Annotated in this window: 18 protein-coding genes and 1 pseudogene; all 19 read left to right on the top strand. The window is 41.8% G+C overall.

The window, feature by feature from the left end:
• The first annotated feature begins 5 nt into the window (after positions 1–5).
• The 19 genes and pseudogenes from BN3772_RS09750 (at position 6) to BN3772_RS09660 (ending at position 21,116) form a co-directional block, all read left to right on the top strand.
• The gene (locus BN3772_RS09750; protein WP_042199124.1) at positions 6–1,631 is read left to right on the top strand and encodes a type 2 periplasmic-binding domain-containing protein; all 1,626 of its coding nucleotides are present in this window, start codon (positions 6–8) and stop codon (positions 1,629–1,631) included.
• Between the two features lie 163 nt (positions 1,632–1,794).
• The gene (locus BN3772_RS09745) at positions 1,795–2,724 is read left to right on the top strand and encodes a sensor histidine kinase (RefSeq protein WP_167336663.1); all 930 of its coding nucleotides are present in this window, start codon (positions 1,795–1,797) and stop codon (positions 2,722–2,724) included.
• Positions 2,684–3,379, top strand: coding sequence for a response regulator transcription factor (locus tag BN3772_RS09740; protein ID WP_042199122.1), 696 nt, complete (start codon positions 2,684–2,686; stop codon positions 3,377–3,379). Before BN3772_RS09745 ends, BN3772_RS09740 begins: the two co-directional genes overlap by 41 nt.
• Positions 3,380–3,459: 80 nt before the next feature.
• Positions 3,460–4,386 (top strand): ABC transporter ATP-binding protein, encoded by a 927-nt coding sequence (locus BN3772_RS09735; RefSeq protein ID WP_042199121.1) that lies wholly within the window; start codon positions 3,460–3,462, stop codon positions 4,384–4,386.
• A complete protein-coding gene (locus BN3772_RS09730) occupies positions 4,379–5,143 on the top strand; it encodes an ABC transporter permease (protein WP_042199120.1) in 765 nt (254 codons plus the stop codon). The genes BN3772_RS09735 and BN3772_RS09730 overlap by 8 nt, the downstream gene beginning before the upstream one ends.
• Positions 5,144–5,270: 127 nt before the next feature.
• Entirely contained in the window at positions 5,271–5,972 is a 702-nt protein-coding gene (gene sigK / locus BN3772_RS09725; protein WP_039870896.1) for an RNA polymerase sporulation sigma factor SigK, read from the top strand.
• Positions 5,973–6,139: 167 nt separating this feature from the next.
• On the top strand, positions 6,140–6,316 hold the full coding sequence (locus BN3772_RS09720; RefSeq protein ID WP_209443633.1) for a hypothetical protein: 177 nt from the start codon (positions 6,140–6,142) through the stop codon (positions 6,314–6,316).
• Entirely contained in the window at positions 6,309–6,914 is a 606-nt protein-coding gene (locus BN3772_RS09715) for an ATPase (protein WP_042199118.1), read from the top strand. Before BN3772_RS09720 ends, BN3772_RS09715 begins: the two co-directional genes overlap by 8 nt.
• 58 nt (positions 6,915–6,972) lie before the next feature.
• Positions 6,973–7,384, top strand: a pseudogene (locus tag BN3772_RS09710) (sigma factor); the annotation flags it as partial.
• Between the two features lie 508 nt (positions 7,385–7,892).
• A complete protein-coding gene (locus BN3772_RS09705) occupies positions 7,893–8,873 on the top strand; it encodes a cysteine peptidase family C39 domain-containing protein (RefSeq protein WP_042199117.1) in 981 nt (326 codons plus the stop codon).
• 132 nt (positions 8,874–9,005) lie between these two features.
• On the top strand, positions 9,006–9,275 hold the full coding sequence (locus tag BN3772_RS09700) for an acyl carrier protein (protein WP_042199116.1): 270 nt from the start codon (positions 9,006–9,008) through the stop codon (positions 9,273–9,275).
• On the top strand, positions 9,253–10,746 hold the full coding sequence (locus BN3772_RS09695) for a class I adenylate-forming enzyme family protein (protein ID WP_042199115.1): 1,494 nt from the start codon (positions 9,253–9,255) through the stop codon (positions 10,744–10,746). Before BN3772_RS09700 ends, BN3772_RS09695 begins: the two co-directional genes overlap by 23 nt.
• Positions 10,747–10,757: 11 nt before the next feature.
• Positions 10,758–11,969: a phenylacetate--CoA ligase family protein gene (locus BN3772_RS09690; RefSeq protein ID WP_042199114.1), complete on the top strand. Its 1,212-nt coding sequence runs from the start codon at positions 10,758–10,760 to the stop codon at positions 11,967–11,969.
• A 6-nt stretch (positions 11,970–11,975) separates the two neighbouring features.
• Positions 11,976–13,013 (top strand): hypothetical protein, encoded by a 1,038-nt coding sequence (locus BN3772_RS09685; RefSeq protein WP_042199113.1) that lies wholly within the window; start codon positions 11,976–11,978, stop codon positions 13,011–13,013.
• Positions 13,003–14,724 carry a P-loop domain-containing protein gene (locus BN3772_RS09680; protein ID WP_052380447.1) on the top strand — a complete coding sequence of 574 codons (1,722 nt, stop codon included), beginning with the start codon at positions 13,003–13,005 and terminating at the stop codon, positions 14,722–14,724. Before BN3772_RS09685 ends, BN3772_RS09680 begins: the two co-directional genes overlap by 11 nt.
• Before the next feature lie 52 nt (positions 14,725–14,776).
• Positions 14,777–16,216 (top strand): DegT/DnrJ/EryC1/StrS family aminotransferase, encoded by a 1,440-nt coding sequence (locus tag BN3772_RS09675; protein WP_042199112.1) that lies wholly within the window; start codon positions 14,777–14,779, stop codon positions 16,214–16,216.
• Positions 16,217–16,234: 18 nt separating this feature from the next.
• A complete protein-coding gene (locus BN3772_RS09670; RefSeq protein ID WP_042199111.1) occupies positions 16,235–17,944 on the top strand; it encodes an ABC transporter ATP-binding protein in 1,710 nt (569 codons plus the stop codon).
• A gap of 13 nt (positions 17,945–17,957) precedes the next feature.
• On the top strand, positions 17,958–19,583 hold the full coding sequence (locus tag BN3772_RS09665; protein WP_042199110.1) for an ATP-binding cassette domain-containing protein: 1,626 nt from the start codon (positions 17,958–17,960) through the stop codon (positions 19,581–19,583).
• A gap of 24 nt (positions 19,584–19,607) precedes the next feature.
• Positions 19,608–21,116 (top strand): radical SAM/SPASM domain-containing protein, encoded by a 1,509-nt coding sequence (locus BN3772_RS09660; RefSeq protein ID WP_042199109.1) that lies wholly within the window; start codon positions 19,608–19,610, stop codon positions 21,114–21,116.
• The last annotated feature ends 44 nt before the right edge of the window (positions 21,117–21,160 follow it).

Genomic DNA, 21,160 nt, shown 5'->3' with positions numbered 1-21,160 from the left:
TTACAATGAACAAAAAGGGTTATGTATCCTTAATGATGGCAACTGTCTTGACAGCCGGTTTACTTGCCGGTTGTTCCGGTAATGACAAGAATGCAGGAAGCGGCAACACACCAGCCAACAACCTGGCTGACGGCGAGTTCGCCGATTATTCACAGGGCTTCCCTGAGAAGGTTAAGATTGATATTCCAGTCTATGAGCGTGCGTTCGAAGGCTGGAATGTAACAGACAACTACTACACCCGCTGGGTTCAGTCCGAATTCGGTGATAAGAACAACATCGAGGTCAACTTTATTCCAATTACCCGCAGCAGTGAAGTAACCGATTATGAGCAGCTGCTCGCTTCACACAAGGCTCCGGACATTCTTTTCCACTACGATATGCCGCAGGCGCTGACTTATTACGGCGAGGATGTTATGCAGCCGCTTAATTATGAAGAAATAGAAAATTATGCTCCTACTTACTGGGCAAATATGGGTGAAACCATCCAGCAGTACGGTACAGTAGATGACCAGAACATCTTCTTCTTCGCTGCACGTCCTGAAGCAGATAACTTCGTCAACATGATCCGCAAGGACTGGGTAGAGAAGGTCGGCATGAAGGTGGAAGACCTGACGTCCCTTGAGAAGTACAATGAAATGCTGGTGAAATGGAAGGAAGCCGGACTGGGTGTAACCGCCGGTAACCTGATCCAGAACAGCTTCAACTACAGCTACGCCTTCCGTGAATGGCCGGTTGATCCTGAATACCGTGCGCTGTATTCTGATCTGAGTGTGGCTGACTTCACAACCGCAGATACCGAGAAGTTCCTGCGCAATATGAACTATCAGTACAACAATGGCCTGATCGATAAAGAATTCTACCTTCGCAGCGACGATAACAAGGTAAAAGCTGAATTTGTTGCCGGCAAAACAGGTACTTATGCAACCTATCTGACCAACAACGCTGACGTCTTCGCAGCTACAATGGCTAACAATCCGGAAGCGGAATTTGCTGTAATCCCTACTTATGCATTGGTACCGGAAGGCAATAAGCCACAGCAGCGTGCCTACTGGCCGTTCGGCTTCATCATGGGGATCAACTATGAAACATCAGCCCAAGAACGTGCTGCTGTATGGATGTATCTGGAATGGCTGAGCCAGCCGGAGAACCTGTTCAAATTCCAGAACGGTGTAGAAGGCGAGAACTATACGCTTGACGCAGAAGGTATTGCAGTGAAGAACCCTGATTACAAGGGCGAATCTGTACTTGCTCAGAACAACAACAAAGACTACTGGGCTCTGGTAACTGAAATTGCTCAATATCCGGATGCCGAGAAGACGCTGAAATCCAATATGCGTAACTGGTCCCCGGCAGGCTACGAGCATCTGGCTGAAGAAATGGTGAAATACTATGACGAAGCCGCTGAATTCCGTACACCGGATGCCATGTTCACCACTGTTCTTGAAAAAACGAATGAGTACAAAGCCGATCTGAACTCCCTGTTCCAGGATCTGTACGTGAAGACTGTACTGGCTCCTGAAGCTGAATTCGATGCCGTCTATGCTGAAGCCAAAGAAACATTCCTGAATGCAGGTTACCAGGAAATCCTTGACGAGAAGCAGGCCGCAATCGATGCAGGCAAGTTCCGTTAAGACCTGTAAGGCATAGCATGACTGAATAAACATATCGCGATAAATCCCTGTCAGCCGTCCACAGTAGTGGAGGTTTGACGGGGATTTTGTGCTGCTCACGTTATATAATGATATTTATATGGAAGGAAGTGATCTTATCCTTGTTATTCTGGCGGTACTCTCAGTGTTATTAATACTCCAGACCGTGTATATGCTGCATTATAAAAGCCAGATCAGAAATATCGGCAATCAGCTGTCGTTCATTCTGGAGCATCATTCGTTCAAGTTTATCTCCACCCAGTTAAAGCCGGTGGAAATCGGCAGTCTGGTCCGGGAATGCAATGCCCTGCTGGACCGCCAGCGGGAGGTGGATCAGCAGTTCAGCCGCAAAAATGAACAGATCAACGCCACAATTACCAGCCTGTCCCACGATATCAGAACTCCGCTTACTTCACTTGACGGTTATCTTCAATTGGCACTGCGGACAGAAGCCCAGCCCGATAAGGACCGGTATGTGACGCTGGCCCAGTCGAGAATACAACAGATTATTAAGCTGGTGGATGAGCTGTTCCTGTATACAAAGCTGCAGAACCCCGAATATCCCATTGAACTGAATTCTCTGGATATTATGGATGTATTGAAGCGCAGCCTGTTCACGAGTATTGATGATTTCAACCAGTGCGGGCATGAGCCGGAGCTTCAGCTGCCTGAGCTTCCCATTCCGGTTATAGGGGAGCCTAATGCGGCTGAGCGGGTATTCACGAATATTATTAGCAATTATTTCATACATGGACAAGGTCCGTTGTCTGTTACTTATGTGGATAGTCAGGATACCTTGTGTATACGCTTCACCAATCAGCTTAAAGCGGGCAGCAGGGTAGATGCCGGACAGATATTCACCCGCTTTTATAAAGAAGATCCGTCACGCACCCGCCATTCATCCGGCCTCGGACTCTCCATTGTGCAAGCGCTGATGGGCAAGATGAACGGGCATACGGAGGCTGAATGTACGGGAGATACTTTTAGCATCATTACAGCGTTCAAAAAAACAGCAGAGGGGGAGACACATACAAATGGGCGGGAACGGAAGCGGACGGCGGATTCTAATCATTGAGGATGACGGACACATTAACGGGATTATCCGTGACGGGCTTACATCAGCAGGCTTTGTATGCACACAGGCCTATTCGGGCAGTGAGGGGAAAATGAATCTGGATGCGCAGGAGTATCAGCTCATTGTTCTGGATCTGATGCTGCCGGGACTGTCCGGTGAACAGTTCATGCACTACCTGCGCAAAGAGCTAAAATCCGCAATACCGGTGATTATTCTCTCGGCCAAGGACGGGCTGGACCATAAGCTGAACCTGTTCGCGTTAGGAGCGGATGATTATGTGACCAAGCCCTTTGAGCTGGAGGAGCTGATTGCACGGATTCATGTCCACATCCAGAGAAATACCGCTGACGAACCGGTGAAGGCTTTCCGGCATAAAAATCTGCTGCTGGATACTGGCGCATATAGTGTGACCGTCCACGGAACGGTGCTTAACCTGACCAGGCAGGAATACCGGATCGTTGAGCTGCTGGTGAAGAACCCCGGCCGGGTGTTCACGAAGCAGGATCTATATGAGCTGGCATGGGAGGAGCTCTATATGGGTGAGGACAAAACGGTAACCGTGCACATCAGCAATATCCGCAGCAAAATCAAACCGTACGACAGCGAATCCTACATCGATACAATCTGGGGAATCGGCTTCAGGCTGAGTAAATAAGCGGCTTTGACATTTCTTAACCTTTTGTTGGCGATGTCTTAGTGTGATCCTGTTAACCTAAGGCTAAGGAGGTGCAGAACATGACCGATTGTATTATTGAATGTTGCGGACTTACCAAAAGATATAAATCGAAAGCGGCCGTGCTGAATGCAGAGCTCAAAATATACAGGGGTGAAATTGTCGGCATCATCGGTAAAAACGGTGCAGGCAAATCGACACTGCTGAAGATGATATCCGGATTGGTGTATCCTACCTCGGGCGAGCTGCATTTTTTTAACCGTGCTCCGGCCGGGGACCAGTCTTTTTTTGAACGGATGGGTGTACTGATTGAGAATCCGGGACTTTACCTGAATGTAACCGGTTATGAGAATCTGAAGCTGCTGGCTATAGCTTATGGGCTTAAGGATAGTAACGCCAGAATAGAGGAATTATTGCAGCTGGTAGGACTGGACGGTAGCCGTTCAATAAAAGTGAAAGGGTATTCCATGGGGATGAAGCAACGGCTGGGTATCGCAGTCGCGCTGCTCGGTAACCCGGATGTGCTGATTCTGGATGAGCCGATTAACGGTCTCGATCCGCAGGGGATTATGGAGATCAGACAGCTGATTCTGGAGCTGAACAAAAAAGGTCTGACGATCCTTATTTCCAGCCACATTCTAGAGGAGCTGTCCAAAATAGCATCCAAGTATGCCATTCTCCATCAGGGTGAGATTGTCGAGGTGATCTCCAGGGAGGAACTGCAGCATAAGTGCGAGGAACGGATCGAGATTAGCGTAGAGGAAGCCAAGACGGCAATTCCTGTACTGGAGCGGGAACTGAACCTTATGAGGTATAAGGTGATCGACAGCCGGAATGTGTATGTATATGACACGGATATCACGATCCGCCAGATTACGAAGGTGCTGGTTGAGCATGGAGTCATGGTCGATTCCATAGCTAAGCACAAGCAGAGCCTGGAGCAATACTTCCTGGAACGGACAGAAAGAGCAGGTGAACACCATGCTTAATATTCTGAGAATGGATTTCTACCGTTTTGTGCGGAATCGGATAATGTATCTGCTGCTTCTGGTGTTCTGTGCCTTCCAAATCTTTGGTATCTTTATGACGAAGCAATATGCCCAGGAGATGGAGAAGGGCGGTATTTCGGTCAGCAGCCTGAATGAGAGTGATTTCATCCAATACACCATATCGCAGCCGCCTTCCTGGATGCTGGTGTACATTGCGGTGTTCAGCATTTTTTTCTACACAAGCGAATTCAGCTCAGGCTTTCATAAAAATTACATCCCGATGCACAGAGCCAGAATTCATTCGGTATGCTCAAAAATACTGGTGCTCGCAGCGTTTGTTGCTATGCTGTTTCTGACCATGCTTATTGCCGACTGGATCGGGAGAACGCTGTTTTTTGACAATACCAGCCTTGGAGATCCTGTGTACCTAATGAAGCTGCTGATCAGCCAATTTATGCTGCACTGGGCGTTCTCCATTCTAATACTCTATATTGTTATGGTCGTCAAAAATCTCCTGGTCAGTCTGACCGCCGGATTTGTTCTGGCATTGAATGTGGCAGGCATGGCCCTGTCTGCGCTGGAATCGCTGGTCCAAGGCCTGCATCTGTCGCAGTACCTGCTCATTAACACCATCGTCCGGGTAAAAGATTTCAATAATGCAGCAGATATCCTGCATACGGCAGCGGTTGCGGTAATCGTCATCCTTGTGTTCAGCTTCCTTGCGGTCCGTTATAAGCTGCAGGAGGATTTGAACTAAAGGCCAGTACCTATTTCCCCCGTACATGCACTTCTGGGCACTAACCCACATACAATAAAAGGACCATGAACCCGTAGTTCTCATCATAGACCGGTTTCATTGTACATGTGCGGGAGGTGTCGCCAAGTTGCCTGGAATCATAAGCACGATTGCGCTGCTAATCAAAGAACTGACGCTGCTGGTATCCTACGTAAGAAATAACGCATTTCCACAGCCTTTATCGGAACAGGACGAGAGCAAATACTTAGGTATGATGGCTGAGGGAGACGCCAAGGCTAGAAATCTGTTAATTGAACATAACCTGCGGCTTGTTGCCCATATAGTCAAAAAGTTCGACAACACCGGCGAAGACATGGAGGACCTGATCTCCATCGGTACGATTGGATTGATTAAAGCGATTGAGAGCTACCGCCCAAACAAGGGGACAAAGCTCGCCACTTTCGCTGCTCGATGTATCGAGAATGAGATATTGATGCACCTTCGCTCGCTGAAAAAAACACGGAAAGACGTATCCCTACATGATCCGATTGGGACAGACAAAGAGGGGAACGAAATTACCCTCATTGATATCCTCGGCTCGGAGACGGATGATGTGATTAAAGAGGTGGATCTGAAGATTGAGAAGAGCAAGATATATCGGAACCTTGATATTCTCGATGAACGGGAAAAGGAGGTCGTGGTAGGGCGATTTGGGTTGGATACCGGCGGGGAAGAAAGGACGCAGCGGGAGATTGCGAAGGATCTGGGCATAAGTCGCAGCTATGTGTCGCGGATTGAGAAAAGGGCGCTGATGAAGCTTTATCATGAGTTTTATAAGGCGAAGCGGTAGCTAATAAGTAGCTTGTAGGAATGAGATATTAAAGGTCTCATTCCTGCAGGTTTTTTGTTTTTTTAAATCAATGATTACATTCTATACACTATGCTTTAAGCTGATATAAATTGTGCTTTGCTGTGGTATACTCGAACTATAAGCGGAAATGAGGTGTTTCTGTATTGATGAATATTAAGCAGGACCTTGCCAAACTGATCAGATTAACAGGCGACCGTGCCAAATTGGATGCTAAAGCAAACGGAACATATATAGTATATAAGACAAATGAGGGGAAATTTGTTAGAGAATATAGTACAGGTAAGATCGAGGAAATGAATGAACAGGATTTAATCCATGGGTGAGACAAAGGCGACTATGTTTGTGTTTGCAGGCAATAATGGAAGCGGAAAGAGCACAATCCGCAACTTGATTGTTGACCGGCTTGGAGTCAGTGTGAATATTGATCCAGATGCGCTAGCCCGCAAGATTAATAATATTGATTCCGAAAAAAGTAAATTATCTGCTGGAAAAGAAGCTATTAGAATAGCCAGGGAATGCATCCGAAATAAGTGGGACTTCACCGTGGAAACTACTTTAGCCGGTGGTAACGTTATAAGGCAGATGAAGGACGCGAAGGAGCAGGGCTTTGAAATCATTATGTTCTATGTTGGCTTAGGTGATGTTCGGCTAAATATAGAACGGGTTGCTTTGCGCGTGAAAAACGGCGGTCATCATATTGAAAAAGAAGATATTATTAGACGCAATGTAACAAGTATGAATAATCTTTTATCACACTTAGACTTGATTGATCAATTGATAGTTATTGATAATAGTAAAGCTGATGGAGAGTTTGTTCTTGAAACAGATAAAAGCGGGATTAAATATTATTTAAATGAATTGCCTGAATGGACACAAGAAATTAATCGGAAACTACAAATTAAATATAAAAAACAAGAGTAAACCAATTCGAATCCGAAACGATCGTAATTGGTTTGGTTTTTTGACATCGTATCGTGGTCACAACCTCAAAAAGTTCGACCATACAGGCGAAGACATGGAGGACCTGATCTCCATCGGTACGATCGGGCTGATCAAGGCCATCGAGAGTTACCGTCCTAACAAGGGAACGAAGTTTGCTACTTTTGCGGCTCGATGTATTGAGAATGAAATATTGATGCACCTTCGTTCGCTGAAAAAAAACCCGGAAAGACGTGTCTCTACACGATCCGATTGGGACGGACAAGGAAGGTAACGAGATTACCCGGGAGAAGGAAGTCGTGGTAGGTCGGTTTGGGCTTGATACAGGCGGGGAAGAATGGACGCAGCGGGAGATTGCGAAGGATCTGGGGATCTCGCGGAGTTACGTGTCGCGGATAGAGAAAAGGCCGCTCATGAAGCTTTATCATGAGTTTTATAAGGCGAAGCGGTGAGGTCAACAAACAAGCTATACTTTTATGATGATGAATTAGGAAAGATAGTCTTCTCGTAATAATATTTGCAAATCGCCGTCTGCCTAAGGGTCGACGGTTTTTAAGTTGTATTTTTCTGAAGAGGACTTGAGGAAATGTCTGAAGATTGAGAAGAGCAAGATTTATCGTAACATCGACATTTTGACCGCGGAGTTTAGCAGTAGAGGTGAGGCTACGGTGATACAGAATCTGAAGCCAGCCAGCCTAACAGTCTGATTGCAGCTCTTTTTTGTAAAAATCAAAACATATATTATGTGAAAATTAGGTTTTTTATCTAAAAAAATATAATTATATGTTATAATTGGATGTGTAAAACTTTGTTATTACATAATTTGGAGGGGAAAGGTTAATACGAGCGTGAGATAAGCTTTTCTGTTAAGCGGCCAATCATGAATGAAAAAATGTAAAAAAGGACGAAAGGCGCTGTATATTATTAAGATACTCATTAAAACAAGAGAGTAGGTCGTACGTGTCAAAAAAAATACTTGAGGTTCATAAACCTTTTTTGTCTACTTCCAATGTATATGGAACGCTTCTTTCCATTATTTCTGACGATGAACGGATAAGACCGTGGATATATTCCAATTTTATACAAATTAGATATGTTATTGACTGGGATGTATATTTTTTTGATAACCATGATTTTCTGATCGATATTTGCCCGTACCTAAACAAGTCAACCCTGGACAGATCTTTAATCACACAATGGGCCACTTTTAAGGATTTTATAATTCATGCAATAGATAATGATTTTTATGTATGGTGTCATTTAGACCGTTTTCATATTCCCGGACATGCTGAGTATCTTAAACAAAGTAATTTTCATGAAACGCTGATATATGGATATGATATTAATGAAAATACAGTGTATTTTTCAGACAATATGGCAGATGGTGCTTATAAAAATTCAACGTGTTCTTTCGAGAACATTGAGGCTTCAAATAAAGAGGTTTACATGGAACGCAACTTTATTTCCAGAGTGATACTGCTGAAAAAAAACAATAAGACGGATAACTATACTATCAATAGAGAATACATTATCGATGGATTGCAGCGCTTGCTATTTTCCAAACGGAGTTTTGACTTAATTAACAACGAGGTTCTATGTATCTATGGATTAGACGTCTATCATCATTTGAGTTCCCGGATAACGAATCGAAAGGAGGATTTGCCGGAGCTTGACATAAGGGTATTTAATTTGCTCTGGGAGCATAAGAAGCTTATGGTCATGCGATTGGAGTATTTAAACCAAATCTCATGTTTAGTGAATGCACAGGATTTAATTGAGGAATCTAAGGCTCTAGACGTTAAGAGCTACATTACAAGAAACATGGCCCTGAAATATAATGTGAAACCTAATAAAGACAGCCTGGAGAGTATTAACCGGGAGTTGATATCCATAAGGAACAGAGAACAGATTCTGTTAGAGCGTATCCTGGCAAGAATTTAAATCATATATTTGTATCATTAACATTTTATCCCTTTTATGACATGCATCACTTCTAAAGTGCGGAAAAAGGCTTAAAGTTTTTATAGGAAGTATTTTCTAATTATGTGGTTTTAGATATGAGAGGAGATACTCATGGATATTAAAGACATCGTTCGAACCAGCATATTGGAATGTATACATTTCAATATGAGTGAAGCGGATTTCTCAGATGAAGTAAGGTTGGGCGAAACAATCGGACTGGATTCAATCAGCTATGTCCAGGTTGTCGTTACTATTGAAGATAAGATCGGGATCTCCTTGTCGGATGAAGTATTAAATATTTATGAAATTAAAACATTCTCCGATTTATGCCGGGCTGTGGAAAAGAGTATAAGTGAGGGTGATAAAACTGTCCAGACTTGAGGATTTATTGAAGAAGAATAAGTCCTCTTTCATTTGTACAGATGAAGCATTGGATTTAGATGGAGAATCTCTCTATCAGCGTTCCCTGCGCTGTAGAGCTTATCTGCAGGAGAACGGAGTCACAGTAAACAGCAGGGTTATTGTGATAAGCAGACATTGCACAGACTTTATTATTAATCTATTTGCCGTACTGGGTTTGGGAGGCGTCGTAATTCCATTAACACATAATACGCCATCTGACATTATTGAGGAAATCATTGATCTTACACTGCCCGGGTGTATATGTATTTCTGGTGGAAGAACCGATGTATCATTTTCATGCAGAACCATCCAGATTGATTACGAAGATTACAGGCATAAACCGCTTTTGGAGCCTGTTTCAGGCTTGAGTGAGGACAGCATTGCTCTGGTAATGATGAGCTCAGGGACGACCGGAAGAAGGAAAGGCATTGCCTTAACACACAGGGCGATATACAGCAATATACAAGGGATAGTAGAATATATGCGGCCTGCCCCTACAGACAGGTTTCTGACCTTGAAAAATTTCACACATGTCTCTGTATTAGTCGGCGAAATACTGACATGTATTTATTCAGGGTCACATTTATTTGCTCCAGATCCGTACTGCAGTATGGCCAAGACGCTGCAAAATATCAAACATTATGCGCCCACATTCTTATTTGCGAATCCGCAGCTTCTGAAACGCTTAAAGGATTATACGAAGAAGACGGGAAGCGATATCCGGGTCAGAACCATTTACACAAGCGGAGCAGTATTGAGCGGTACGGAGGCTCAGGAACTAAGCGCAGTATTTGCCAGCAGTAAGATTTGGAACGTATACGGCTTAACTGAAACTGGCCCCCGAGTTACTGCGCAGACGGACTTTAATGATGCAAAGTACGGTTCAGTAGGCCGACCAATAAAGGATACGATCCTTTATATTAAGAACCCTAATACTCAAGAACAATGCAGTTCATATGAAGTGGGGCTGATATGTGTCAAAAGTCAAAGCCTCATGTCCGGATACGTGTATTCCAAATTTCAAATTCAATATATAAATCAAAATGATTTTTTTGAAACAGGCGATTTAGGATATTTAGATGATGATGGCGATCTATTTATTCTCGGGCGAGCCAACGATACGATTAATGTATCTGGGAATAAAGTAGATCCTGTACTTGTTGAAGAAAAGATTAGAAGGCTTGAGGGGGTGGAGGATTGTATTGTATTCGGGGTTTCAGATCAAGTCTATGGCAGCAGAATAGTATGTCTATTGGCAGGGAGAATACAAGATGTTAAGGAGCATATACTTATTCAGCATTGTAATTCAACCCTGTTTCCACACGAACGGCCAAAAGAATTTATAGTTTCTATGAGTATTCCGGTAAATGAACATCAAAAGAGGTCGCGATATTGGACCGCAAAGCTTTATCAGGAGGGTGCCCTCCAATATAGAAGGTTACCTTTTTAGGAGCATGATATATGGACAATAATTATCACAAGAGTTTGGCCTGGGCATGCATGCATGTTCCGTTTTACCGGCATTATTTTCAGGACAGGGGCATCTCCCCGGACCAGTTACAGTTACAGAACTTTCCTGTTGTGGACAAAGCTTTATATCTGAACGAACCCGAACAATTTTTAAGCGAATCTGTTTCTGAAGCTCAATTAAAATACTCGTTGACCTCCGGTACTACAATGATGCCGCTGAAAGTAGTAAAGACACAGCAGGATTATTATACACAAATGAAAAATATTTGGAGCTACAGGTCAGCGGAGTATGGACTCAGGACTGACACGAAGTGTTTGAATCTGTTCTTTTTTAATGAGCGTCAGGAAATATCATATCTATCGGATCGTGGGACAACCTTCAACATTAATACGTCTCTGATGGATTTAGAATGGTTTGAGGAGCAGGCGGATGAAATCGAAAACTTTAGCCCTACTTATGTAATCGCATACACTGGTGGGTTTATGAGGTTACTTGCATTTTATGAAAAACATTCCCGGGTTTTCCCGGAAACAATCCGCTACATCGAATTTATCGGTGAACCCCTGCTGCAATATCAGCGCGAAATTATTACCCTGTTTACTGCCGCACACCTTACTGAGAATTACAGCAGTACAGAGGTTATGGGGATCGCTTTATCATGCAGGCAAGGCCATCTTCATTGTATCTCCAGAAATGCAGTGGTTGAAATTATGAACAGGGGAAGGACATGTCAGTACGGAGAAGAAGGTGATGTCGTCCTTACCAGCCTCTTTTCCAAAGCCATGCCGTTTATTCGTTACCAGATAGGCGACATCGGGCTTTTGAGAAAGGGAAATGAGTGCAGCTGCGGGAATCCCAATGACATTATTGAATTAACTAAAGGGAGGGCAGCAGACTTTATCGAGCTGTACAGCGGAGAGAGAATTCATTCCGTCATTCTATGTAATGTAATAGAAAATATAAGCTGCAGCCTGAACAACTGTATATTTAAATTCCAGTTCAGACAATTGTCCAGTTCACACATTGATATCGGGCTGTCATTCAGAACCGGGCTGGAGCTTATGTTCGTTCCTTTTAAAATGTTATTTTTAAAAAGAATCAAGTCGGTAATTTATGCAGAAATCATCTGGGAGTTTCATATGGAATCCGTATTGGAATTGAATGAGCACAAGAAAAGCATGCATTTTCTAAGGGAAGGATAAGTATAGGTGATCCAGCTACAGATAGGAGATACCCAACATAAATGTAGCTATCTACCGGTTTTCGAACGGGAGTTCCGTACTCCACTGAAGTGGGGAGAGAAGGACACGATAGCGGGAATGATATGCGAATTTACTGATTCGCTGCAAATCATTAACCAGAGCTTTATCTATTGCGAATCCGTAACTCCGGCTTTAATAAATAAAATACGTGCAGGCTCCCATTGTATCAAAGCTATTTTCAGCAAAGAATTTGTGCCAGTACATTTATATGGAGTAACGGATTTGCCTTATCTATTCACCTTGCCTGCTGATGCACCCGTCGATGGTTGCAGCCAAGCCATCTTGGAAATTGATCTAACGGATTATTTAAGGAAAGAATACGACACCTTTGATCTTATGTACTGGAAAGCGTATGAAGTGGAACATCTGCTTCACCGGCTGACAGGAGATTTTACATTAGTAGAAAATTATCTTGGAATAACCCGCCAGCAGCGATTACAGGTCATATTCGCCAAGGATATTAATGATCTGTCTGATTTAACCGGTCAAAATTCTTCATTCGCCTATAGAAATCTGGTCATGGGATTAACATATAAGCTGGGAAAATACCGCCCCGAACTTCATGAATATACACATATTCTTCTTTATGATTGGGGCAGTCCCCCCTTTTTATTTGTGGAAGGAATGGCCGCGCTAATTAGTGACTTGCTGCTTATAAATGAAAATAACAGAAAATCATTCGATATTTTATCGAAAGTTTTTTTGAAAAAATATCCTGAATCTCATTTAAAGGAGTTATTTACGGTGGATTATAAAAGTGAAAATTTTCATATCCACATGTATCATATATCTGCATCATTTGTTTATTATTTGATCCGTATTTTTGGTCTTGAAAAAGTCAAGGAAGGTTATCAGATCATATGCCGGAAAAACGGTTTGAGTGACAATTTATCGGTTTTCCAATCCATTTTCGGACAACCGTTGGAAATGGTGGAGAAAGAATGGTTAACAGACATAGGGGTACAGGTGGTGAATGGTTATTAACAGGCTCATCAAATTATTAGGCTCTTGCGACCTTTCCGATGTTTCTTCACTGAGAGCCATATATAAAAACAATAACGTGTATTCATACAATGGAGTAACTATAATCTGTAATGAAACACATAAATCAAAACCCGAGTATGTGAAGTTTACCATTCAGATCCCGGCTGGGATGTTGGGTCTGGAGAATCGCAATAGATCTCTAGACGCATCAACAGCGGACTTTTGTTTACGGTCTTTTGTTTCTCTTATAGAAAAAATAGATTTAGAACAAGAACATAAGACAGGGAAAGAGAAATTTACAGGCAAAATACACATACATGAACCTAACCAGAAGGTAGTTGTCCGCAATAGCTGTTTTTTTAAAGATGACATGCTGAATATCACAATGGTAATCCGTTTCCCTGTACACATGATGGAAAAGCGGAATGTAGTTGCAGGTAAATTATCAGTTAAAATCGTTAGAAAGGAACTGGGAAAGGCTGTTAGAGACTTTGTTGACTTCTTCGACAATGAGGCATGCATTCAATTTAATACAGTGTATAGAAGACAGTTGGAGATACGAAGGTTATTACAGAAGAAGAATTTAGTGTGTTTTATAGCAAATAACAGTCTTCTTCCGCGGGGGAAAGGAGAGCAGCCGTTGGGCGATGTTACCCCCTTTATTTCCCCGTCTGAAGATGAAATCGAAATTACATTAGCAGACGGATTTGTCATTAAAGGAATGGGGATCACCGAAGGCGTTACAGTCATCACTGGAGGAGGTTATTCAGGGAAAAGCACACTGTTAGACAGTATTCTCTCGGGCATTTACAATCATGTCCCCGGGGACGGGAGGGAGTATTGTATAACCGAAGAGAGAAGCTGCAAAATCATCGCAGAAGATGGACGCAGTGTCTCTTCACTGGACATTACACCATTTATACGAAATATCCCTCATTCCAATACCAAGGCCTTTAGTTCCTGTCATGCCAGTGGAAGCACTTCGCAAGCTGCCAATATTATCGAAGCGGTATCCTTCGGATGCAAAGCGTTACTGATAGATGAAGACAGAACAGCAACTAATTTTATGATACGGGACTCCCGTATGAAACAGATTATTCAAGATGATCCTATCGTTCCTTTTACAGACCGTGTCCGGCATTTATATCAAAAAGCGGGGGTTTCGACCATTCTTATTATTGGCGGAAGCAGTGAATATCTGGATCTGGCTGATAATGTGTACATGATGAAAAACTATACCCTGCATAACTTTAATAAGGAACTAATGCCATTTAAGCAAAATGCATATGAATTCTATGAAAGAGAAGATGAACATGAAGTGCAGTGGAAGTTAGAACGACTGGTCAAAACGGACTCGCTGTCCTCCTTCAAAAGAGATGCAGAAAGCAACCGGATTTTTGAATATGTGCATATCGACAATAATACTATTCATCTCGGAAAAGATACGGTGGATGTCTCCCGCTTGGATACAATCATTTCGCAGCAGCAAATAGCGACTATTGCTTTTATAATCCGGTATCTGGCTAACCGTACGAAGGAACCGTCGTTTAATCTTTACCGTTCCATTCAGGAAGTATTCGGCCTTCTCGCTGAACAAGGACTTGATGCAATATATTCAAACAGCTTTGATATTCCTCATCATTTGGAATTGCCCGCAATGCATGATGTTTTGTTTGCTTTCTCCAGAATGAGTATGCCTGAATATGTCTAAGGACAGCCTGAGCTTTGCATGCAGATTACATTTGTAGCAGGAGGTGGATTTGATGCAACTATATATTCATAATGACCTCACAATAAAACCTTACAATGAGAAGCTCTACAGTGTGTACATCCATCGTAACAGGGTGTCATTTATGGATGAGGATACCTTGGAATGTTTGCTGATGATAGGCAAGGGACTTGAAGTGGAGGATTTCAAAGCTACTATAAGCGTAAGGTTTCCCTTGGTCAGAGCAGATAAATTGATTAACCGGTTACTGAATCAAGAGATTCTTACCTATAATCAACCCAAATATGCTTGGATATCCAACAATTTTGGAGCGTCAAGGATATCGCACGAAGAAGCTGGGGCTGTAATGGAAGTATTAAATTCCAAGCGGTTATTCCGTTATGGCGAACTGACCTTGGACAGCCTCCGTCATTTAAGGTACTCGCCATGCACCAGATTAGAGCATGAAATATCCAAGCTGATCGGAACGCGTTATTGTTTAGCCGTAAACTCCGGTACAAGTGCTCTCCTCTGCGCATTTAAAGCTTTGGGCATCGGTGAAGGGGATGAGGTTATCTGCCCAACCTTTAATTACATCGGATCGGCAACCTCAATGATGCATTTTGGAGCCACTCCTGTTTTATGCAATATAGACGATACCTTCATGTTGTGCCCGGAAGAAGCCGAACAACGCATTACATCCAACACCAAAGCGATATTATGCTCCCATTTACAGGGTAAGGCTGCCAGAGTCAAAGAATTACAGAGCATAGCAAAAAAGCATAATATATTTTTAATTGAAGATTGTGCGCAATCTTTCGGCGCTTTTTATGAGGATCAAGCACTCGGCTCTTTCGGAGATGTGGCTTGTTTTAGCTTCCATGAACATAAAGTGTTAAGCAGCGGCGAGGGCGGGGCCCTTGTTACGAACAATCAAGAAATATATGAGAAGGCTTTATTATATTCTGATGCGAGTCTGTTATATATGCACTCTAAATATTTGCCTGGCTTCCCGGCACAAAACATGCGCTTATCGGAATTGCATGCGGCAATTTTTATGGAGCAGATGAAGAAATTGGATTTATTTGCAAATCACTTGCGCAGCCTGCATAGATTGATGACACAAAAATTATCTCTGCTCCCTAATGTGGATCTGCAAACTATTCAGAACTACGAAGGTTATATACCGCAGTCTATATATATCGGTATGAAATCTCAGGACATGGCTGTTCAACTGGCGGAATTTCTCCGGGAAATTGGTGTCAAGGCAAAACCCCTTTACAACGAAAAAGAGATAACGACAAACGTATTTGTGCATTGGCCCTGCTTGCTGGAGAAGCCGGGAGCTCATGCCTCAACTGAAACACAGTATTCAAGAACTGCGGATCTGTTGAGCCGGACTGTCACACTTTCATTCGGACTGGATATTACTGAGGAGCTTGTTGATAAGGTAAGTGATGAAATTGTGCAATTCTGTTCGCCGTTGGGGATGTAATAGGACAGGAGAGAAAAGATGACCGCAAAAACTATTCGTTCGGTATGGGAAGTAACAGAGACAAAAAAGCGGAAGCTAGTAATTTTAATATTGCTGAATCTAATTATAAACTTGTTATTTATTGTCTATTTGAATTCTATTAAAGATCTAATCAACAGTGTAACTACTAGGGAGTTTGGAGCTCTGGGGAAGCTAGCTGCTCTTTTGTTCCTGGTAGTGCTGATAAATATTTTATTGAACAGAATAAGTAAATTCTATACTAACCGTTTACAAATGCAAACAGAAATAAAGATGAGTAACAAATTTTATGAGAAATTGAACAGGGTCTACTTAGGTGATCTTGAGAGCTTCAGCCAAGCGGATGTAATCACCAGATTTAACGACGATTTAAAAAGTATAGTTAACTTTCAATTCAATACGTTGTTATCCTATATATCTAATATCACTAGACTTGCATTGATCCTGTTATATATAGGCATAAATAATGTATATCTGTTGGCTTTTGTTGTGCTGATGCCCGTACTCATTATAATTCCCAGGCATTTCGGAAAAAAAAGCGGCGAAGCCTACATTAAAGCTCAAGAGTCCAAAACAGCACTGAATATGATTTCGAAAGATATTATTGACCATGCAGATGATATCCGTATTTATTCGGCAAATGAATACTTCATGGACAAATACCGGTCCAGCGAGCGGAAGCTAGTGACACTTGAAAAGAAAAAAACTTTGTACGATAACATAGTCTGGATTGCCGGCGTAGGAGGCTATCAAGCTATTTATATTTCGTTATACGTCATCGGCGGGATTTTAGCTTACAACAATAGGATAGATTTTGGCGTAATCGTAAGTACTTTTATAGTCATTGATCCAATGGTTGATATACTAATGCAACTGCCGGGGATTATGCCTGCAATCTATAATGTGCGAAAAAATATTGAACGGTATAACGAAATAATGAATTTGCCGGAAATGCCGGCTGGAAATGTAAGCGGTGAAGCTTCCAATACGAACTCGATCATCTTAAACCAAGTCAGTTATACCTACAAGTATGGGAGAAAGGCGTTAGACAACATTTCTCTAGAAATTAAAGATCAAGAAAGAATAGCGGTAATTGGGAAAAGCGGCAGCGGAAAAAGCACCCTATTGAAGCAGTTGATGGGTTATGACGGCAAATATAACGGAAGCCTGATGCTAAATGGCCAAGAACTCAAAGCAATGGGTACGGATGATATAAAAAAATATATATCTTATTTGCCGCAGGAAATATTTCTCCAACACGATACTATTGAGAACAATATTAAGGGAGTCCTGTATAATTGCAAACTTGAGAACTTCATAAGGTATGCACGCATAGCAGAAATTCATTCTGAAATCGAAAATATGAGCAGCGGATATCAGACTGTAATTCAGAATGATGGTGAGAATATGTCAGTCGGACAAAGGCAACGTTTAGGAATTGCGATGGCAGTGGCTAAGCAGAAGCCGTTTTTGCTTTTGGATGAATGTTTTTCCGGAGTTGATGCCCTAACGGAGCAGAAGATTCTAGATCATATGTTTTCAGAATTATCATGCGGTGTTGTGCTAGTTACTCATAGAATAAGTGCAGACATTATGAGTAAATTCGATAGAATTCTTCTAATGGATAACGGGCAGATTGCCGCTTATGAAAATTATAACGTGATGTTACAAAATTCATTATATAAAAGCATGCTAAAAGAAAATGCATAGAGGGGGTGACGAATTGAACAACAGATTTCCAAAGGAATTTATTAAATACCTAAAACAAACCAAAAGTTTAGGAATTCTCGTAGTTACTTCTGGCCTTGAGATTCTAAGGGGACTCATAATGTCTTTTGGAATAGCATGGGGAGTAAAGTGGATCACTGATGGAACACTACAGCATGATATAGGAATATTTAGAGACGGGATCATGGTATTTACCAGCTCCATTCTTATAGGTACCTTTGCTGTGTATCTCATAAACCAAAAATTAAATTATTCTATTATTTCAATGCACAGCCAATTACGAACGGACATGATGCAAAACGTGTTATACAGCGACTCAAAAGAAACAAATAAAAATGATGTCTTATATAGGGTCAATAATAACATTAGAGATTTCAGCAATTTGTACAAAGCAATCCACTTATGTATCGGAAGCCTGGGGAAAATATCTGGCACAATTATATCCGGCTTTATTCTATCCTGGCACTTAACGATTGCCCTTTTAGTTTTTGGCGTGGTGAAGATCTTCATTGATAAGAAATTGGTCACTTACTTGTATGGTATTCATGATGAAATTAATAGAAAAAAGTCATCTATGTTTTCGGCTGTAATGCAGATTATACAAGGGATTGTTTTTTACAAATTGGCCGGTGACGAACGCACAACAAGAGAAAATATTCATAATCACTTAGAAGATTATAACCGCCTCAATACAAGATCCGTTCGTATTGGTTTGAACATTGATGCCATTTCCAGCTTTGTCGACATTTTAGCGTTGCTTACCGTTTTATTTATAGGATCATTTTTGGCTGCAGAACAAGTGATCTCAGTAGGGGCCTTTGTGGCATTCGTATCCATGTACGATGTTCTGCTTAATCCTTATAAGTTTGTCAGCAATCTCATGCGCGAGTATCAAAAAAACAAAGCAGGATGTATAAGTATTTTTGAATTACTGGGATTACAGATTCCGGAGATTAACAATTGCGAAGCTACCGAAATTCTAAAGACCCCGTTTCAATTAAAAGTGGAGAGCATCAAGTTTGGCTACGATAAGGGAAGGCTGATTCTGGATAATATTAAATTTGAAGCCAGCTCAGGGAAAATTACCTATCTTACCGGGAAAAGCGGCATTGGCAAGACAACGCTATTCAATCTGATTAACGGATTATACAAACCCTTAAGCGGAAAAATCTCCGTCGTAGGTGAACACAAGACGGAATTGAATCCAAGTTTAGTTACCTGTGTATCCCAATCTCCATTTTTATTTAATGGAACCATTAGTGAGAATATAGCCTTAACACATAAATCAGAGATAGACGAAACCCGTTTGATTGAGGCAGCCCAAAAAGCTGGTCTAGAGGAATTTGTGCTAATGCTTTCCAGCCAATATGAACATGTAATTAAGGACGGAGGTGAAAACTTATCGGGAGGCCAGAAATGCAGGATTGCACTCGCCAGGATGTTCTATAATCCGTCTCCGCTTATACTATTGGATGAAATTTATGCGTCACTGGATAACATCACTATCTCTTCCATCGAACATGCTTTAAAGGATTTATGCAGCAAAAATCATTGTGTCTTATTTATATCCCATCGGGACGAGTGGATTCCCAAGGAATCTTCAATTGTACAAATAATGTGACATTCAGATTGGGAGGTAAATCTTTTGCTAGCAAATGAGCCGCAAAAACATTTAGATTTCCAGATCCTCTCCAGGCCGTTAAAAACAATTTACGATGATTTGCATCATTTCAGAGATACCGGAATTCCTCAGCCTAATGACTTCAAACTGTTTGCCCCAATAAATAAGAGATATTTTCTGCTGGCTGTTAAAAGCGGGATTTTCATGGAAATTACTGAACATGCCAGACAACAGTTATTTCAATATCAAGCAGACGGAGAGCCCTTTGCAATCGATGTACCGGTCAGAATGCAATTGATTTCTTTAGCCAAGCTGGGGGTTTTCTCGGAGAATAAATTAAAGGCATCATCGACTTACGTGGAAAAAATGAATCTGAATCTCTGTCACAAGTGTAATCTGATTTGCAAATACTGCTTTGCCGAAGGAGGAGGGTATGGATATTCAGAATCTGTGATGCCTGAGGAGACTGCTCAAAAAGCCCTTGAGGTTTTTATTTCCCAGATTCCTGAGAACTGTGAAGGTAACATCATTTTATTTGGCGGAGAACCGTTACTGAACAAAAAGCTGATGTATTTCATCATAGATTACGGCAGAGCGTTATCACGGAAATATGGCAACCAAATCATTTTTGATATTTTCACAAATGGTACTTTGATTGATGAAGGTATTGCCGAATTAATGAATAGCGGTAAAGACATTCGAATTCTTCTGAGTTTGGACGGCCCTCCAGAAATCAACAATCAGTACCGCTTCGGCAGGGGAAAGCTGCAGGTATCTACTCAAGTCGAAAAGCGTGTGAAATTGATTGAACATTATTTAAGTGACCGTGTGGTTCTTCGATGTACTGTTGCAGATGTTGAACATAATTTGATTGACCGTATTAAATACTTTGTATCTTTAGGGTTCCGCAATATCGTGTTTGACCCGGCATTTGGCGACAATCTACCGGGAATTCCACCTACAGATCAAATTTATCAGTCAATTTTGGAGCAATTACCTGCCGTAACTGATTATTTAGTTGAATTAATTGATACCAAAGGCAATGTGAATATCAATATGATATCGGAAATGCTAACACAAATCCTGAAAAACAGCCGTAAGGCTGAATTCTATGAAACACCACCATGTCCTGCAGGAAGCAGTTATATTTCCGTAGATACTTCAGGTGCTGTTTACCCCTGTCATTTCTTTGTCGGAAAGGAAGCATTCTCTATAGGAAGAGTCAACGAAGGCATTCAGCAAATAGATATCCTCAAGGATAATGGAATCAGGAATCTGGAAAAACAAAATGATTCGCTCTGCAAAGATTGCGATTTAAACGTACTGTGCGAAGGCCCTTGTCCATACAAACGGCTTGTATTATTCCCTTCGGAGTTAATCGTCCAAAAATCTCACTGCAGGTTAATGGAGGAACGGGTTGTTCAAAGTTTAAGATTGCTTTCCAACTATTACCCTAAAGGGCAGCTGCCTTATAGGGAACTGTGGGATGTGCTAATCAGAGCGGTTGAAAATAAAGCTGTGGCACAAAGCTGAATCTTCTTTTGTTAGTCCAATTAAATAAATAAAAAAGAGGTCAC

Source organism: Paenibacillus camerounensis (genome assembly GCF_000723885.1).
GTDB lineage: Bacteria > Bacillota > Bacilli > Paenibacillales > Paenibacillaceae > Paenibacillus_AQ > Paenibacillus_AQ camerounensis.
Note: the sequence above shows the minus strand (reverse complement) of the source record. Positions and strands in the feature narration are given on the sequence as shown.

What these genes read in the sequence shown, in the direction of transcription:
- BN3772_RS09715 (WP_042199118.1), top strand. Translation starts at nt 6,309, where the DNA reads ATGGGTGAGACAAAGGCGACTATGTTTGTGTTTGCAGGCAATAATGGA.
- BN3772_RS09720 (WP_209443633.1), top strand. Translation starts at nt 6,140, where the DNA reads ATGAATATTAAGCAGGACCTTGCCAAACTGATCAGATTAACAGGCGAC.
- BN3772_RS09740 (WP_042199122.1), top strand. Translation starts at nt 2,684, where the DNA reads ATGGGCGGGAACGGAAGCGGACGGCGGATTCTAATCATTGAGGATGAC.
- BN3772_RS09750 (WP_042199124.1), top strand. Translation starts at nt 6, where the DNA reads ATGAACAAAAAGGGTTATGTATCCTTAATGATGGCAACTGTCTTGACA.
- BN3772_RS09735 (WP_042199121.1), top strand. Translation starts at nt 3,460, where the DNA reads ATGACCGATTGTATTATTGAATGTTGCGGACTTACCAAAAGATATAAA.
- BN3772_RS09690 (WP_042199114.1), top strand. Translation starts at nt 10,758, where the DNA reads ATGGACAATAATTATCACAAGAGTTTGGCCTGGGCATGCATGCATGTT.
- BN3772_RS09700 (WP_042199116.1), top strand. Translation starts at nt 9,006, where the DNA reads ATGGATATTAAAGACATCGTTCGAACCAGCATATTGGAATGTATACAT.
- BN3772_RS09680 (WP_052380447.1), top strand. Translation starts at nt 13,003, where the DNA reads ATGGTTATTAACAGGCTCATCAAATTATTAGGCTCTTGCGACCTTTCC.
- BN3772_RS09670 (WP_042199111.1), top strand. Translation starts at nt 16,235, where the DNA reads ATGACCGCAAAAACTATTCGTTCGGTATGGGAAGTAACAGAGACAAAA.
- BN3772_RS09675 (WP_042199112.1), top strand. Translation starts at nt 14,777, where the DNA reads ATGCAACTATATATTCATAATGACCTCACAATAAAACCTTACAATGAG.
- BN3772_RS09730 (WP_042199120.1), top strand. Translation starts at nt 4,379, where the DNA reads ATGCTTAATATTCTGAGAATGGATTTCTACCGTTTTGTGCGGAATCGG.